The following is a 17,206-nucleotide window of genomic DNA, read 5'->3' as shown; positions in this document are numbered from 1 at the left end:
TCTATCGTGGTAATAAAGACTAGTGTACTTGATTGTGCCCTGAAGGTGCAATTTGAATATGATTTATCAGCTAATTAATGCTCAGCAGTAAAGCTATTTTGCCCTAAAGAGCGTGCTTTAAATGCCGCATTAGAAGCACTTTTAGTTAATTGCTCAAAGTTAGCTTGTTGTTGCTGTGCAATCCCCAAAGAGAGTTTAATTGCTGGTAATTCTAGCGCGCTTTTTGAGCTAATAAAGCGCAGCTTTGCAACGCCAGCGCGTACTTTTTCAGCAATTAAATTAGTTGTTTCACAATCTACGTCGGTAAGTAATACAGTAAATTGATCTTTTGCGGTACGCCCCGCTAGGCCGCTTTGAAACACATATTTTTGTACTTGTTTAGCCACTTTGCTTAAAATTGCTTCTGCAATTACATCGCCAAAGTTATCAATAAAGTGATCTAAATTGTCTATCTGAATAGCAATAGCACAAACCGGTTTATGTTGATTTGCCCATATTTGTACTTGTTTGGTTAAATAATGGCGTTTATACAAGCCAGTTTGACTATCAATAATATGTTGTTTACGCAGGGTATTAAGCTGCTTTTTAGTTTTTTCGTGGAGTTGTTTAGCATTACTTAATTGTTGTTTAAACTGTTTGTGTTGAGTTAACAGTGTTGCTGTTTGCTGATCTAACCTTGCAAGTGCGATCCGGCTATTTTTAATATTATTTTCATCAAGCGAATGCATACACTCGCTAATATGGCCGGCAAAATTAATAATTTGTTTTTCAGTGTGTTGTGCGTTTTTAGACAGCGAGTTAATTACCCCATTAACATTCTCTATCATCGACACTTCAGTGGCATGCCCTTGATTTAAATGCTCAAAGTAGAGTTGCTCGGTAAATAAACTGTCAATAAGAGTGTTACTTGCAATAGCGCGCTCAATGGCGCTATTAAGGTCGTTGTTTACTTGGCTAATATAAGTATAAACGACCTGATAATTAAGTGGTGTAGGTGGCAAAAAATGGCGCTCTAAAAATACACACACTTTTGTCATTTTATCTTGTGCTACAGCCATGGAGTCATGGAACATCATTTGCAAATACCAACTAAATACATATGCGTATTAATTTATAAACTCATCCAGTGAAGCGTTTCGCATCCAAGCACTTGTACCATAATCATTATATTGGTTATTTAAAAGTAAAAACGACAGTTAGTTATCTAAATTTTTACTTTAGCAACATAATGGCTGCTTTTATCGTCAATTACTTCTCGTTTCATTAAAAGCTATGTTTTATTGCTGATTATTAAATACCAACCGGCTTATATCAGTCGTATTAGTTTTTGTGTGCTTGGTCGTATTTATCTTGCTATTTATTTAACCTGCGATAGGTTTACAAAATCTATTTAATTGTGAAGCTATATAATAATGAATCAACTTTTATCTCGACCATTACGCCACTCGCTAGTGGGAATTACTTTTTTATGTACCTTAAGTGCATGCCAAACAACCTCACTTAATGCCGATAAGCAATTTACTCAAGTTGCCGAAAATATTGTGCAAAATAGACAAGATGCCAGCCCTTATAGTAATAATCCTCAGGGGGTAGATGGCTACTTACTACCTAATTTAACTGCTGAGTATTTAGCGCAAGAATATAAAAAAAATACCCAACTACTTGCCGATTTAGATACAGTAAGCATGGATAAGTTAAGTGATGAAAATCGGATTAACTTTAGTATTTTGCGTGCTCAAGTACAAAATAGCGTGGATGAATATGTATTTAATGCCCATTACATGCCGCTTACATCTGAATATGGGTTTCACTCAAGCTTGTCGTTTATGGTTAAAAGCTCACAATATAAAACGTTGCAAGATTATAAAAATTATTTAGCGCGATTAGCTCAGGTACCACGTTTTTTTGAGCAAAATATTTATTGGATGAAACAAGGTTTAGCAATAGGGTTAACGCAGCCTAAAGCTGTACTTAAAGGTTATGAAGATTCAATTAGTGTTTATATAGTTGATGATGTAACACAGTCTGAATTTTATCAGCCATTTTTAACGAATACTGCAGGCTTAACTAGCAGCGAATTTTATGAGCTGCAACTCCAAGCTAAAACAATCATTAAAGAACAAGTAATAGCAGCTTATAAAGATTACCTCACCTTTTTTACTGAAGAGTATCAAGCAGGTGCTCGAGACAGTATTGGTATTTCGGCAACGCCTAATGGGGCTGCTTTTTATGCTAATCGCGCCAAGCATTACACCACTACCGATATGACCCCAAAAGAAATTCATGAGTTGGGCCTAAAAGAAGTGGCGCGTATTCGTAGCGAAATGGAGCAGGTAATAAAAGAAGTCGGTTTTAAAGGCACGTTTGCCGAATTTATCCACTTTTTACGTACTGATCCGCAGTTTTACGCAACTACCCCAGAGCAGTTACTAAAAGAAGCAGCTTATATTGCTAAAAAAATGGATGCGCAACTGCCTACTTTATTTCATACCTTGCCTCGCAAACCTTATGGCGTAGTGGCTGTTCCAGCCAATATTGCTCCTAAATATACTACTGGGCGTTATTCTGGTTCGAGCCGTGACGACCAAGCCGGTTATTACTGGGTAAATACTTATGCGCTAGATAAGCGACCTCTTTATGCGCTAGAGGCGTTAACATTGCATGAAGCTGTACCAGGGCATCATTTACAAATATCACTTAATGCTGAGCTAGAAAATTTGCCGAGTTATCGCCGCGATGCTTATTTATCAGCATTTGGTGAGGGGTGGGGGCTTTATTCTGAGTACTTAGGAATAGAAGCTGGATTTTATCAAGATCCATACAGCCGTTTTGGACGTTTAACCTATGAAATGTGGCGCGCTGCACGTTTAGTTGTTGATACGGGAATGCATATGTATGGCTGGAGCCGTGAACGCGCGATGAATTTTATGGGCGATAACACTGCTTTGTCGTTGCACAACGTTAAAACTGAAACAGATCGTTATATTTCATGGCCTGCGCAGGCGTTATCGTATAAAATTGGAGAATTAACTATTAAGCGCTTACGTAAAGAAGCGGAGCAGGCCCTTGGCCAAAAATTTGATGTGCGAGAGTTCCATCATCAAGTGCTACGCCATGGCTCAGTACCGTTATCTGTACTTGAGCAGCAAATTCGTTTGTATATTAAAAACGAACTCGCTAAACAGGATATTTAATTAATCCGCATCAATCGTAATGGCTTATATTAGGGTTATAAATTAATAAAATGCGCATATCATCTATAATAAGTGATATGCGCATTTGTCTATTGAAGCCATTTTCATTTATTGGCGAAAAAGTACTGCAGAGGGGTTTTGAGTGAACAATTTTATAGTTCTAAGTATTAATGTATTTGCGAGCCTTTTTATTGTTGTATTAGGGTTTATTGTTTTGTCGGTTATTATTTTTTACTTTAGAGATATAACCCAAACAAAGCATGCAATTAGGCGCAACTATCCGGTAATTGGTCGGTTTCGATATTTTTTTGAGCGCCAAGGCGAATTTTTCCGCCAGTACTTTTTCGCACTAGATAGAGAAGAAATGCCGTTTAATCGTGCTGAACGTAGTTGGGTATATCGCGCTGCAAAAGATGTTGATCATACTGCTGCGTTTGGCTCGACTCAAAGCCTTGAGGTAACCGGTACAGTGATGTTTATGAACTGCGCATTCCCTACTTTAGATGAAGAAGCGCTCGATCCTAGTAATGTGACATTAGGGCCTTACTGTAAAACACCTTATACCACTAATTCAATATTTAATATTTCAGGTATGAGTTTTGGTGCTTTGTCAAAACCTGCTGTACGTGCTTTATCTAAAGGAGCTAAGCTTGCTGGCTGTTGGTATAATACCGGTGAAGGCGGTTTAAGCCCGTATCATTTAGAAGGCGGGGGAGATATTGTATTTCAAATTGGTACTGCTAAATATGGCGTGCGCGACGATAATGGCAATTTAAGCACTGCTAAATTAAAAGAAATAGCAGCTCACGAACAAGTAAAAATGTTTGAAATAAAGCTAAGCCAAGGCGCAAAACCGGGTAAAGGCGGTATGTTACCAGGGCGAAAAGTTAACGCTGAAATTGCAAAAATACGCGGCATTCCCGAAGGGCAAGATTCAATTAGCCCTAATGGTCATCTTGAAATTAAAAAGCCGTCAGATATTCTTGATATGTTGGCAACCGTACGTAACGCTACCGGTAAACCTACAGGCTTTAAAGCGGTTATTGGTGAGTACACTTGGCTGGAAACTCTTTTCGCTGAAATAAATCATCGTGGTATTGAGTCAGCGCCCGACTTTATTACTATTGATAGTGCGGACGGTGGCACAGGCGCCGCACCACAGTCATTATTAGATTCAGTGGGCTTACCACTGCGAGAAAGCTTACCATTAGTCATTAACCTGTTAGAAAAACATGGGCTCAGAGAGCGAGTAAAGGTTATTGCCTCAGGTAAGTTAATCGTACCCTCTAAAGTTGCATGGGCATTAGCATTGGGGGCTGATTTTGTTGTATCTGCTCGCGGCCATATGTTTGCACTAGGGTGTATTCAAGCAATGCAATGTAATAAAGACACTTGCCCTACAGGGATCACCACGCACGACAAACGCCTGCAACGTGGCTTAAATGTGGCAGACAAAGCGCAGCGTGTGGCAAACTATAATAAGTATGTGCACTATGGCGCGGGCTTAATCGCGCACTCGTGCGGCGTATCTAGTGCGCGTGAGTTAAAACGCGAACATGTACGTATAGTTCAAGAAAGCGGTCTTTCAGAGCCATTAGATAAAATTTACGAAAATTATAAATAATACATTGAGCATTAAATATGTGAGTGCTTAAACGCACTAAACTAAGCTGCTTTTTATGCACTCAATATTTATTAGGTCGTTAATTAAGGCCCATTGTTATGCAATATAATGATGGGCCTTAATTTTAGTTAGTTATTTATTATTACTTGCTTGAATCCCGGTAATTTTTAAACGCTCTAATTCACAGCTAAATAAAAACTCCAGCACTTCTAAATGACGACGAACTTCGTCAATATTTCGCCCAACAGCATACAAACCATGGCCACGTATAAGCACTCCGTGTTCAATAGGTGTGTGTAAATGATGATCGCTTACCAATAAACTTAAATGGTCTATGTCTTGGTCGTTATTAAAAATAGGAATGCTTAGGGTTTCTAAATGCGAGGTAAAACCGGTTAAAGCTTTTTGCATTTCGTAGCCAGTTAAATCGAGTTTATGACTTTTTGTTATTTGCGAAAGCACGGTAGCCGCAACAGAATGCGTGTGCAGTACACATTGCGCTTCGGGAATTAGCTGATACAAGCTCAAGTGCAGTTGTGTTTCGGCTGAGCGTTTTTTTGTTCCTGCCAAAGGCTTGCCTTGTAGATCTAGCTGTAAAAAGTGCTCATTAGTCAACTTACCTTTATCTTGGCCACTTGCTGTTATTACAAACCCCGAATCAGTTCTTGCTGAAAAATTCCCACCGGTTGCGGGTATCCACTCTTTTTGGCTAACCCACTTCCCAGCTTCAATAAGTTGCGAAATAGCGGTATTGTTGTTTTGCATATATTCCTCACAAACGAGCATCAGTTAATTGTATTTAGACGGCTAAACTTCTATCTTAAGTGATGGTAGCACCGCTTTGCGTGCAAAACCACAATTAAGGATATAGAGTGTTAATAACTAAGCTACCAGCATAAGGTATGTTTTATCAAACTCTAATAACAATTAAGTTGGTTTAGCTAAAAACACTAAAAACTTAAAAGAGGGCGGCACAAAACTATGTCAACGTTAACACTTACATTATTGCAAAGCTCACTACACTGGCTCGATAAAGATACTAATTTAGCTATGTTTAATAAGCAGTTAGATGCAGTGACTCAGCAGCCTGATTTAATTTTACTGCCCGAAACCTTCGCCACAGGATTTGCAATAAACTTAGATTGCGCTGAGCCTGAAAACGGCAAAGTACTTACCTGGTTAAAGGCGCAAGCGCATAAACATAACGCAGTAATTGCAGGCTCAGTATTTGTTACTCAAGGCAGCAAAAAGGCCAATCGGTTTTATTGGGTGCAGCCCAATGGAGAGGTGGACTTTTACGATAAGCGTCATTTGTTTTGTTTAGGCAACGAAGGTGATTTTGTAGTAGCGGGACAAGCGCGCAAAGTGTTTACTATTAATGGCTTTAAGCTATTACCACAAGTGTGCTACGACCTGCGTTTTCCGGTATTTCAGCGCAATAACAACGATTACGATGTAATGATTAATATTGCTAATTGGCCCGCAGTGCGTCGCCATGTTTGGGATACATTATTAATGGCGCGAGCGATGGAAAATGTATGCTATGTGGTTGGGGTAAATCGCATTGGTGATGATGCCAATGGTGTTGCGCATAATGGCGGCACAGCGGTATATGACTTTAAAGGTGATACTTTAGTAAAAGCTACAGATAATAGCCAAGCGTTAATAACCATTACGTTGCACAAAGCACCACTAAATGACTTTAAGGCTAAATTTCCGGCGCATTTAGATGCGGATGCTTTTAACTTAGTATAAAGCAGCTTAAATTAGCCAGCGGCTAATTAAGTGTTAAAATAGCCGCTGATATTTATTGGCGGCAGCACTATGAACAATTCTTTAATCACTCCAGTTATTTTAGCGGGCGGCATTGGCTCTCGTTTATGGCCGTTGTCGCGCCAAGCAATGCCAAAACAGTTTTTACCCTTGCTCGATGCTGAACCTACTGGGCAGTCGTTATTGCAAAATACCCTAACACGGGTAACCGGTAAGGTATTCAATCGAGCTATTTTAGTGTGTAACGAACAGCACCGATTTATTGCCGCTGAGCAAGCCGCTAGTGCAAACCCGCGCGCATTACTTTTAGAGCCCACAGGTAAAAATACTGCCCCAGCAATTGCTTTAGCTGCACATTATGCGCTACAAAATGGCATAACAGGGCCACTGTTAGTAATGCCAGCGGATCATCATATAAATAATTTTAACTTACTCACCGAGCAGTTACACGGCGCGGCAATATTGGCTGAGCAAGGTAAATTAGTTACCTTTTCGATTACGCCTACCGAGCCACACACAGGCTACGGATATATAAAACAAGGTGGCGCTATTACCGATAGTGACTGCTTTGAGGTGGCCGAATTTAAAGAAAAACCCAGCTTAACCACCGCAACAAGCTACCTGTTAGATGGAAGTTATAGTTGGAATAGCGGTATGTTTTTGTTTACTGCTGCAGCGTATTTACAAGAGTTGGCTCGATTTGCACCTAAAATTGCCAATTGTGTGGCTAACGCCGCCAATTTTAGTCAGGATTTAGGCTTTACACGGCCCAGTGAAAAAGCGCTCGAAGCTTGCCCGAGTGACTCCATAGATTATGCTATTTTAGAGCGCAGTGACAACGTAGTTGTCATGCCTGTTGCCTTAAACTGGAGTGATGTAGGCGGTTTTTCATCACTTGCTAAGTTGCTAAAAAAAGATCCGCAAGGCAATAACGTAAATACTAATTATGTAGCGCAAAACAGTAAAAATAATTTAATAATAAGCGAAACCGATCATACTATTGCCACCTTAGGGGTAAGTAATTTAGCTGTTATTCATACCCACGATGCCACACTTATTGCTAATCAAAATGAGCTTGATGCACTGCCGTTATTACTCAAAAAAGTAGCGCTTACGCAAACTGACAAGTTAACCCACCATCAAGTTGTTTATCGGCCGTGGGGAAATTATCGTACCTTGGTAGAAAGTAGTGGGTTTAAGGTTAAAAAAATAACCGTAAACAGCGGCGCTAAGCTCTCTACGCAACGCCATCAGTATCGTGCCGAGCATTGGGTAGTCGTATCTGGGGTTGCCGATGTATGCATTGATAAGCAAGCACTAACACTCAGTGCAGATCAGTCCTGTTATATTGCCGCTAAGCAAATTCATAGTTTGGCTAATAATAAAAATGTGCCGTTAATAGTAATTGAGGTACAAACAGGCACTGTTTTAGATGAAAGTGACATTGAACGGTTTGATGATAAATATGGCAGAAACTAACAACGCTTTACTGTAACCCTTTACGTACACACCTTAAATACTCTTCTAAACTTTGCTGCCAAAGGTCGAGTGCTTCATTGATGGCATTTTTTAGTGGTTTTTTATCAAGCATACGACGCTCTATTTTTTTCAGCGCTAAACCATAACGGTTAAAGCCTAGCTGTAGTGCGGTATTGGCTTGGCGATGTAATAATTTAATGCATTGCTCGGGTTGTTGCTCTACAAGCGCTTGGCAGCGATTTAGTTTACTACGGGTAGAGAGCACAAACTCGTTATAAATAGACGACACTTCATCAATACTAAAAGAGCTGGTAAGCGTTTCGCTAGCGCTTGCATCATATAAAGTATCAACCAAATCTACGGCTACGGAAGCCGTTTTAGTTGACTGTGAATCGCTTAATGCTTGGCGCAGCTTTTGGTGTTTTATAGGTTTACCTACAATGTCTTTTATACCCAGCTCTAAGTACTCTTTTACCTCACTAGGGCTTAAGCTTGCAGTAAAGGCTAGTACAGGAGTACGCTGGTTTTTATGCTCAATTTTAGCCAGTGTTTTTAGTACTTGTTGGCCGGTCAAATCAGGTAGATTCATATCGAGCAGTACGACATCAAAATGGTGCGTCTGCATTAATTCAATTGCAGTTTTACCGTCTTTTGCTAATTTAATTTTATGTTCGTCGTCGGCCATAAATTCTACAGCTATTTTTTGATTTAAATCTAAATCTTCTACTAATAACACCTTTAAACCGGTTAAATAATCTTTACTTTGATGACGCTGTGCTACTAGGCTGAGCTCGCCCAGCGCACACGTAATATTAAAGCTAAACACGCTGCCGCTTCCTAGGCTACTGGCTATTTCTAACTTGCTATGCAGTTTTTCGAGTAAGCGGCTAGTTATTGCTAAACCAAGGCCAGTACCGCCTTTTTCTTTTCCGGCGCTACTTTGCACATAGGGTTCGGTTAGGTAGGCTATTTCGTCATTTTCGATACCGGGGCCTGAGTCTTTTACGCTTATTTTAATGGTGTGCTCAAGCTGTTTTTCAGTGATTAGATCAATTTGAATTTTAACGCTACCTTGGTCGGTAAACTTAATTGCGTTACCCACAAGGTTAATAATAATTTGTCTAAGTTTTTGTTGATCGCAGTAGTAACAGGCTTGATCGGGTATATTGCAAAGTAGCTCAAACTTAAGTTGCTTTTGCTCTGCCAGAGGGCTTAGTAATAAGCATAAATTTTGTATCCAAGTTTTAAACTCAATATCTTCTTCGTAAAGAGCTTCGTCGCTTTGATCAAGGCTGGCATAGTCGAGTACTTTATCAACCAGTAAATTAAGGGATTCGGCAGAGTTAATAATTGCCTCGCAATAGGCTTTATTGCGAGCATCACTTGTTTGGTTCATAACTAACTGAGCACTGCCTAAAATGCCGTTTAAAGGGGTGCGAATTTCGTGGCTGATGGTTGATAAAAACAACCCACGTATTTCTAGATCTTTACGGGCTTTTTTAGTGAGTTTGTTAAGGTGCTGCTCTCTGCGCTCATTACACAACAGTGCCATGCCTGCGGCATAAAACATAGGTGCTATAACCCCGTTTAAAAAAAGCAACGAGCTAAACCAAGGGCTTAATAGGGTGTCATGCTGCTCAATTTTTTGCATAAATATCGAGCGGGCAATAAAGCTTACGGCAACTAAGGTTAAAATTATAATATAAACAATGCTGCCGTTGGGGTAGGGCTTGCGTGCATATTTTATAAATATAAACAGTAAAAATGCAGCTTCAGCTATATGCTGTATATCAGATATAAACAGCCTATCTTGAATAGATGGCGACAAAAAGCTGTAATAACCCAGCATTACGCTGCTAAAAGCAGTAAATGCACACACAAGTTTAAAGCCAATACCGCGATAATCTAAAAACTGGCTAATAGCAAGGCAATGCACAATTGAGGCCGCAAACATCAATATATTGGCAATGCTAATAGCGACAAGCTCAGGGACTCGCCCGATCAGAGTAAAACCAATAATAACGCCGAGTAACAAAACAGGATAAAAAATATAAAGCAAAGTGCCTGGAGTGTGTTTATTGGTGCGCCAGGTTAAAAAGTTTAGCAGGGTCATTACAACCATAACGGCGATACTGGCAAAATAAAGGGTAAAAGAGTCGAGCATTAAGGCACCAATAGCGTGTTATTAGGTTAAAAATATAACAATAATTACTTAACCGGAAATAGCTCAATATATTGTTTAACACATTGAGCTATATTGAGATTAAACGTATATTTTATTCGCTGGGGAGCGACTTATTATTTAAAATTTAAGCTTGCCCAGATACAAAAACAGACACGTATGTGCCTGTTTTGTGTTTAAACTAAAGTTTAAATTAACGTATTTCGTCTGGAATATGCTGCTGTGCCCACGATAGTAGCTCAATACGGTTACGACATTTTGTTTTTCTAAATGCGCTGTATAAATGAGTTTTAACTGTGTGTGGGCTAATGCTTAGCTCTTCAGCAATTTCTTTATTTTTTGAGCCATTACTCATTAATGCAATAATGGCTTTTTCGCGCTTGGTAAGTTTAACTGGCTCAATATCGCCTTCGGTAAGCTTATGCAGTGCATCTTTATTAAACTGCAACATACGATTTAATGCATTACACATTATATCTCTGCGATACCAAAGTTGATCTTCAAGTAGTAAGCGAATACCTTTCATCAATACATCGGCGTTATCTGTGGTGTAAAATACACCACGAATTCCGCTAAGTAAGGCGCGATTAGCAAGCTCTGGGTTTTCATCCAAATTAAATAATACGATATCGCATTTAACTCGTAAATTAACCAGTTGCTCTTTTAATTTTCCCCACGCATCTTTGCTCGATGTTTCGATAAACAAAAGTCGTGTTCCCACAGGCACATCTAAAATATTGGTGCCTGTGGTTACGCTAATACCTTGCGTTTTTAACAAAGGTTCTAAAACGTTAATACCAATAGTGTTAATGGGCTCTTCATCTAATAACAAAAAGGCTGAACTGCTCATATTATTTTTACTCTTTTATAAAGCTTATGATTAAGTTTACCACGACCTCCACACCTTTTGTATTAGAAAGTCGCGTTGTAACGCAAAAAGCAAGTACGATATTATGATTATTTAAACATAAAATGTTGCAAATAAGTAATTATTTATTGGTTGCGATTACAAAATAAAACACCCTAAAAAGCTTATAACTAATTGTATAAAATAAATAGCAGTTTATAGCGCCACTTTTTTGGTGTTTTGATAAGGAGGCCAGCCCATCTCTTTACCTGCAAGCATATGTAAATGAATATGATATACGGTTTGGCCGCCATGCTCATTGCAATTCATAACTACTCGGTAGCCATCGTCAGCAAAGTTTAGTTGCTTGGCTAATTTTGCCGCTACTACATATAAATTACCCACTAAATGCGAGTTTTCAGGGGTTACATCGTTAATAGTAGCAATTGCCTTTTTGGGGATAATAAGCGCGTGAAATGGCGCCTGAGGGTTTATATCTTTAAAGGCGAGAGTATGCTCATCTTCATAAATAATATCAGCTGGGATCTCACGATTAATTATTTTAGTAAAAATAGTCTCTTGGCTCATTATACGGCCCCTCAATAAGTATGATTAAAGTAAGCTCCACTAATGACAAACTTTACAAGCAGTGTCAAACTGAAATCAAATAAAGGAGAAAATATGCGTAAATCAATATTATTAGGTAGTGCCGCAGCGCTATTGTTTAGTGTGTCGAGCATGGCAGAAAACATTCACTTTCCAGAAGAGTTTGTCCCTCTGCAAGTTGGTGAACGTATTATTGAAAGTTCGATATTTAGCCGCGTTGACGACATAGAGCTAGCACCGGGTAGTTATAAATTAAAGCTTAAATACACTGACTTGTATGACCTAGGTTACGACGATCATGAAGTGGTAGAGTCTGAACCATTTTGGGTAAATGTAACTATTGAGGCGGGTAAAGATTATATTTTAGAGTTTAATCGTGCCAAAAATGCGGTTGCGGCTAAAGTATTTGCGCAGTCGCCACAAGTAAGCTTAAAAGCAAAGGGAAGTGCACTGGCTGCGCCATTAAGTGTAATTTCTAATGCTCAACTCACAAATGCTGTACCAGTACAGCAAGTTAGTAATGCAACTGCGATGGCAACCAGCGCCAGCGAAGCAATTAAACCAGTTGCACCTATTAATGGTAAAGGCATGCCTAGCGCAGCAGCAATGCTCGACTTTTGGTGGCAACAAGCAACTCCAGCTCAGCAACAAGCCTTTTTAGAAAAAGTAACCAAGTAGTTTTTTATGCAATTAAAAAGGGCCGAATGTTGGCCCTTTTTGTATTTTAAACACTCGCTTATTAAGCTCGTTATTATTTGAATAATTTATTCAAATAATGCGTCTATAGTGCCATGTGCTAGTGGGTGATAACCCGGGCGTGCTTTTAAGTACACGCTTTGTGCCCAGTCTTTTTTGCCGTTATCAATAAGTGACTTATAAAGCGGGACAATTAGCTTGCGACGACCAATACTGGTTAAGTGCTTATCAAGCGCTGGGTAAATTGGCTGGTAGCCATTACCTACCGCTAGCATAAACCAAGCAAATGCACGCTCAGCGTTAGTTGATTGCGTTAAGTTATACGCAGTATCAAGCTCGCTCATATGTGCTTGGCTTAAATCGCGCGGTAAGTTATTTAAAAAGTGTAACCATTCATGCACCGACCAATTAGCTGTAGGTAATTGCGCTGCTGTGATATCGCCATTTAGCCAAGTAGCTGTTGCTGTGTCTACTTTATCAAAAGCATCTGATGTTGGGTTAGGTGTATCGCTTGGTAAACCTGGCGCAAAAATCCATTCATTTACTTTATCCATGCTCACAATACCTGGGTACTTATCAATTAAGTTAGCTTTTAGGTAAGTAACAAATTGTGCAGTGGTTAAAGATTTAAAGGCAAATTCGTTAAAGTAAGTTTTTACAAAGGCGTCAAACTTATCGCGGCCATATTTTTCTTCTAGGTAAATTAAGAATAATTGTCCTTTAGTATAAGGTACAGAACTAAACGCATCATCAGGATCGCGGCCATTAAGCTTTAGGTTAAGGCGCGTGTCTGGTGCATCAAGCGTTTTAATTTGAGCGCGAATACCAGCTGCATCAAGGGCTTGTTCCATTACTGCGCGGTCGCGACCAAATACTTCTTCCATAATGCGGTTTTCAACGTACGAGGTAAAACCTTCGTTTAACCATAAATCTTCCCAGGTTGCATTGGTAACTAAGTTACCAGACCAAGAATGAGCAAGCTCATGGGCAATTAGATTTACTAAGCTTTTGTCGCCTGCAACCACGGTTGGGGTAATAAACGAAAGGCGTGGGTTTTCCATGCCACCAAACGGAAAACTTGGCGGTAGCATAAGCAAATCGTAACGACCCCATGCATAATCGCCGTAAAGTGCGTTAGTTTTATCGATCATCGCTTGGGTGTCGTTAAATTCGGCAACTGAAGCATCTAAAATAGTTGGCTCAGCAAAAATACCGGTTTGATGCGACATTGCTTTAAATTCTAAATTACCTGCGCCAATAGCAATTAAGTAAGGCGAAATAGCTTGTGGCATATCAAAAATGTAGTCGCCATCTTTATAAAGCGCGTCTTTATTGTCGGCACTCATTACCGCACGTATATCTTTAGGAGTATGAATGCGCGCCGAGTACGTTACTCGCATTGCTGGCGTGTCTTGTACTGGGATCCAGCTACGTGCATGAATTGCTTGCGACTGGCTGTACATAAACGGGTGTGTTTTGCTGGCTGTTTGCTCTGGTGTTAACCATTGTAGGCCAGACGCTTCAGGGCGGCTATTATAGTAAATACGTACTTTTGGCGCTTGGCTTTTAAAAGTAATGGTTAATTTTGAGCCTTTAACATCATCGCGTGTTGCTAAACTAAATTTAGCTTTATGCCATGTGCCGTTTTGCGCTTGATACATTACTTTATCAATATCTAAATCGCGAGTATCGAGCACTAGAGTTTTGCTGTTGTTATTTTGCCATTCTAGGGTGTGCTCAACAAAACCTTCTAATTGCTTGTCGGCAAAGTCGACATCTAAATCAAGGTTTAAATGCGTAGTAATAACGTCATTGAGGTTAGCATACGAGTTTTGATCAATAGCATTGGCCATTGCTTGTGAGCACATACCAGCCATAGCTAAGCTTAAAAAAAGAGGTGTGATTTTCATAATTACCCTGAACACAAATAAATAAGTGTTGGTTTTATATCATGATTGGCGAGGCGGGTTGAGCAATTTTTACATTCAGATGCGCTATTTGCGACAATGCGTTAAACTAACGCGATTAGTTACCGGTATATTTAGAGAGCTTTGTGGCGCACTCATTACAAACGTTACATACATTTGCATTAACCAGCCAATGCCAACAATTTGTTGAAATTAATAACTTAGAGCAGCTTAAAACGCAAAGCTTTAAGCCCCCATTTTGCCTACTAGGCGAGGGCAGCAATACGGTGTTTTTAAATGACTACACCGGTACTGTTATTAAAATGGCAACTCAAGGTGTACAAATAAAAGAGCGTGCGAACGATTACTTAATTAGCGTGGCGGCTGGCGAAAACTGGCATCAACTAGTCAGTGAGCTATTGGCTAAAAACATTCCAGGGCTTGAAAACCTAGCGCTTATTCCCGGTACTGTGGGTGCTGCGCCGGTGCAAAATATTGGTGCCTACGGGGTTGAGCTGGCTAAATTTGTAGAGTCGGTTGAGTATTTTGATATAGCGAACAAAATCTTTAATACTTTAAGTAATGCGCAATGTGAGTTTGGCTATCGCGATTCTATTTTTAAGCACGCGTTAAAAAATAAAGCGGTGATCACTGCTGTGCATTTAGCCTTGCCTAAAAAGTGGCAACCGGTATTAAGTTACGGGCCGCTGCAACAACTTGCAGCCGTTACGCCACAAGCGGTATTTGAGCAAGTAATAGCAACACGTAACAGCAAATTACCCAATCCTTATACCTTACCTAATGCAGGTAGTTTTTTTAAGAATCCCATTATTACTAATCAATGTTTAGCTACCTTATTAACTACCTTTGCAGATTTACCGCATTATAAACACGGTGCAAAGCACCATAAAGTGGCTGCGGGTTGGCTAATAGAGCAAGCGGGTTTAAAAGGCCACCGCATTGCAGGTATTGAGGTACATAAACAGCAAGCCCTAGTGCTAGTAAATTACGGCCAAAGCCAAGGAAGCGATTTAATTGCGATGATTAAACATATTCAACACAGCGTATTTTCTCGTTACAACATTATGCTAGAGCACGAAGTACGCTTAATTAATAACAATAGTGAATGCCATATTACAGCGGAGCCAACGCCATGAAAGCACCCGATGGAAATAAACTCGCCATTTTAAATGCCCTTAATCAAGGTGGTTTTATTTCTGGGCAGGTATTAGGCGAGCAACTGGGTATTAGCCGCGCTGCTATTAGTAAGCATATTAAAAGCTTACAAGAAATGGGCTTAGATATTTTTAAGGTAACCGGTAAAGGTTATAGCTTAAATAGCCAAGTAGGGCTGTTAAACCAAGCGCAAATACAACAGCACTATCAAGCGTTAGGTGCAACTACCGCCAAAGTAGAAGTACACCCCATAATAGACTCCACTAATAGTGAGCTAATGCGCCGCATACAAGCAAAAACTGAGCTTGAATCGGGCACGGTTATTGTGGCCGAAATGCAGCAATTGGGGCGTGGGCGACGGGGCCGGGTTTGGCAGTCGCCATTTGGAGCCAACTTATATTATAGTTATTTTTGGCGCTTAGATGATGGCATACAGGCGGCTATGGGCGTATCTATAGTGGTTGGCTTAGCTGTATATGATGCTATTAAAGCGCTTTACAACATAGAAGTAGAGCTAAAGTGGCCTAACGACATTTACCTCAATAAACAAAAGCTCGCGGGCGTATTAGTTGAGCTTGACGCGCAACCGCAGGGTCCTTGTCAGTTAGTTATAGGCATAGGTATTAACTTACAAATGCCAGAGAGTTTTAGTCAGCATATTGATCAAGCATGGACCGATTTAAGTCAACATACGCAGCAGCTTAATAAAAATCAGTTGGTTGCCTCGCTTACTTATCATTTAGAGCAGCGTTTAGAGCAATATAGTGAAAGCGGTTTACAGAGCATGCATCAGCAATGGAATGCTTTAAATGCATTTGCTGGTGAATGTGTAGAGCTAAATACCGGGCATCGTAGTTGGCGCGGAATATGTGAGGGAATAGACCCACAAGGCGGAATCCGTATTCGCCAAGATGGTGAAGTAAAAAGCTATTACGGCGGCGAAATTTCGCTCAGAAAGGCGCAACTATGAAATTACTCATAGATGTAGGTAATACCTCACTTAAAGCTAAACTGTGGCAAAGCGAGCAAGTTCAAGCATGTGATTTAAATAACTTACCTTGGCATGCAATTACACACGTTATTTATGCTTGCGTAGGGCGTAGTGAGCTACTTAACACCATTTTAGCGCAAGCCGCCTTTAATAGTATTAGCTGCTTTGAAGCTAAAGTAACTAAAACGCTAGGCGGGCTCACCTGTGCTTACGAGCACTTTAATAATTTAGGTATAGATAGATGGCTGGCACTTATTGCAAGCTTTACCTTGTATCCAAATAAGGCCTGCATAGTTGTTGATGCCGGTACTGCTACCACAATTGATGTACTCAATTGTGACGGGCAGCACTTAGGTGGCTGGATTTTACCTGGCCTAGATTTAATGACCCGCTCGTTAACGCAAAATACCCAGCGCGTTTTTGACGATGAAAATACGCCATTTACTAATCAGCTGGGAAAAAACACCCCAAATGGTTTAAAAAATGGTGCCTTGGTTGCAACCATAGGGGCAATTAACCAAGCTAAACCTTATTTAAATGATAAAAATACGCAAATTATTTTTGCCGGTGGTTATGGTGCGTTATTACAACAGCAATTCAAAGCGAGTATTTTTGATCCTATGTTGGTTATTAAAGGCTTAAATTATTGGTATGAATTAGATGAAAACAGCAATAAATTATAAAAAATCCGGTTTTTGCCTGAATTGTGAGCATTTAGACAATAAATTCTC

The 17,206-nt window shown here is 39.9% G+C and carries 14 protein-coding genes; 8 read left to right on the top strand and 6 right to left on the bottom strand.

From position 1 onward, the window contains the following. Nucleotides 1–74: 74 nt before the first annotated feature. Nucleotides 75–1,058: a GGDEF domain-containing protein gene (locus PTRA_RS15190; protein WP_058374400.1), complete on the bottom strand. Its 984-nt coding sequence runs from the start codon at nucleotides 1,056–1,058 to the stop codon at nucleotides 75–77. 354 nt (nucleotides 1,059–1,412) lie between these two features. On the opposite strand from PTRA_RS15190, the gene PTRA_RS15185 reads away from it, so the two are divergent. After that, nucleotides 1,413–3,194 carry a DUF885 domain-containing protein gene (locus tag PTRA_RS15185; RefSeq protein WP_058374399.1) on the top strand — a complete coding sequence of 594 codons (1,782 nt, stop codon included), beginning with the start codon at nucleotides 1,413–1,415 and terminating at the stop codon, nucleotides 3,192–3,194. Nucleotides 3,195–3,336: 142 nt separating this feature from the next. Beyond that, nucleotides 3,337–4,818 (top strand): FMN-binding glutamate synthase family protein, encoded by a 1,482-nt coding sequence (locus PTRA_RS15180; RefSeq protein ID WP_011329550.1) that lies wholly within the window; start codon nucleotides 3,337–3,339, stop codon nucleotides 4,816–4,818. Nucleotides 4,819–4,950: 132 nt separating this feature from the next. On the opposite strand, the gene PTRA_RS15175 is transcribed toward PTRA_RS15180, so the two are convergent. Further along, nucleotides 4,951–5,583, bottom strand: a complete 633-nt coding sequence (locus PTRA_RS15175; RefSeq protein ID WP_058374398.1) for a methylthioribulose 1-phosphate dehydratase — start codon at nucleotides 5,581–5,583, stop codon at nucleotides 4,951–4,953. Between the two features lie 216 nt (nucleotides 5,584–5,799). Between PTRA_RS15175 and PTRA_RS15170 the strand changes: the two genes are divergently transcribed. Further along, complete coding sequence (locus tag PTRA_RS15170; RefSeq protein ID WP_058374397.1) at nucleotides 5,800–6,573, top strand: amidohydrolase; 774 nt, start codon at nucleotides 5,800–5,802, stop codon at nucleotides 6,571–6,573. 69 nt (nucleotides 6,574–6,642) lie between these two features. Next, nucleotides 6,643–8,070 carry a mannose-1-phosphate guanylyltransferase/mannose-6-phosphate isomerase gene (locus PTRA_RS15165; RefSeq protein WP_058374396.1) on the top strand — a complete coding sequence of 476 codons (1,428 nt, stop codon included), beginning with the start codon at nucleotides 6,643–6,645 and terminating at the stop codon, nucleotides 8,068–8,070. A 7-nt stretch (nucleotides 8,071–8,077) separates the two neighbouring features. On the opposite strand, the gene PTRA_RS15160 is transcribed toward PTRA_RS15165, so the two are convergent. The 3 genes from PTRA_RS15160 to PTRA_RS15150 form a co-directional block, all read right to left on the bottom strand. After that, nucleotides 8,078–10,234, bottom strand: coding sequence for an ATP-binding protein (locus PTRA_RS15160; protein WP_058374395.1), 2,157 nt, complete (start codon nucleotides 10,232–10,234; stop codon nucleotides 8,078–8,080). Between the two features lie 211 nt (nucleotides 10,235–10,445). Continuing rightward, nucleotides 10,446–11,102 carry a helix-turn-helix transcriptional regulator gene (locus PTRA_RS15155; RefSeq protein ID WP_058374394.1) on the bottom strand — a complete coding sequence of 219 codons (657 nt, stop codon included), beginning with the start codon at nucleotides 11,100–11,102 and terminating at the stop codon, nucleotides 10,446–10,448. Between the two features lie 213 nt (nucleotides 11,103–11,315). Beyond that, on the bottom strand, nucleotides 11,316–11,687 hold the full coding sequence (locus PTRA_RS15150) for a histidine triad nucleotide-binding protein (RefSeq protein ID WP_011329544.1): 372 nt from the start codon (nucleotides 11,685–11,687) through the stop codon (nucleotides 11,316–11,318). A 93-nt stretch (nucleotides 11,688–11,780) separates the two neighbouring features. Here PTRA_RS15150 and PTRA_RS15145 point away from each other — a divergent pair, with 93 nt between their 5' ends. After that, complete coding sequence (locus PTRA_RS15145) at nucleotides 11,781–12,383, top strand: DUF2057 family protein (RefSeq protein WP_058374393.1); 603 nt, start codon at nucleotides 11,781–11,783, stop codon at nucleotides 12,381–12,383. Nucleotides 12,384–12,469: 86 nt separating this feature from the next. Here the strand turns inward: PTRA_RS15145 and PTRA_RS15140 are convergent, their stop codons facing one another. Next, on the bottom strand, nucleotides 12,470–14,311 hold the full coding sequence (locus PTRA_RS15140; RefSeq protein WP_058374392.1) for a M1 family metallopeptidase: 1,842 nt from the start codon (nucleotides 14,309–14,311) through the stop codon (nucleotides 12,470–12,472). Nucleotides 14,312–14,454: 143 nt separating this feature from the next. On the opposite strand from PTRA_RS15140, the gene murB reads away from it, so the two are divergent. From murB to PTRA_RS15125, 3 genes are read left to right on the top strand one after another with little or no spacing between them, the layout of a single operon-like run. Next, nucleotides 14,455–15,465: a UDP-N-acetylmuramate dehydrogenase gene (murB, locus tag PTRA_RS15135; protein ID WP_058374391.1), complete on the top strand. Its 1,011-nt coding sequence runs from the start codon at nucleotides 14,455–14,457 to the stop codon at nucleotides 15,463–15,465. After that, entirely contained in the window at nucleotides 15,462–16,454 is a 993-nt protein-coding gene (birA, locus tag PTRA_RS15130; protein WP_058374390.1) for a bifunctional biotin--[acetyl-CoA-carboxylase] ligase/biotin operon repressor BirA, read from the top strand. The genes murB and birA overlap by 4 nt, the downstream gene beginning before the upstream one ends. Next, nucleotides 16,451–17,158, top strand: coding sequence for a pantothenate kinase (locus tag PTRA_RS15125; protein WP_058374389.1), 708 nt, complete (start codon nucleotides 16,451–16,453; stop codon nucleotides 17,156–17,158). The genes birA and PTRA_RS15125 overlap by 4 nt, the downstream gene beginning before the upstream one ends. The last annotated feature ends 48 nt before the right edge of the window (nucleotides 17,159–17,206 follow it).

The organism is Pseudoalteromonas translucida KMM 520, assembly GCF_001465295.1.
In the GTDB taxonomy this organism is placed as follows: Bacteria; Pseudomonadota; Gammaproteobacteria; order Enterobacterales; family Alteromonadaceae; genus Pseudoalteromonas; species Pseudoalteromonas translucida.
The sequence above is the reverse complement of the archived record's forward strand: the minus strand, read 5'-3'. Positions and strand labels throughout refer to the sequence as shown.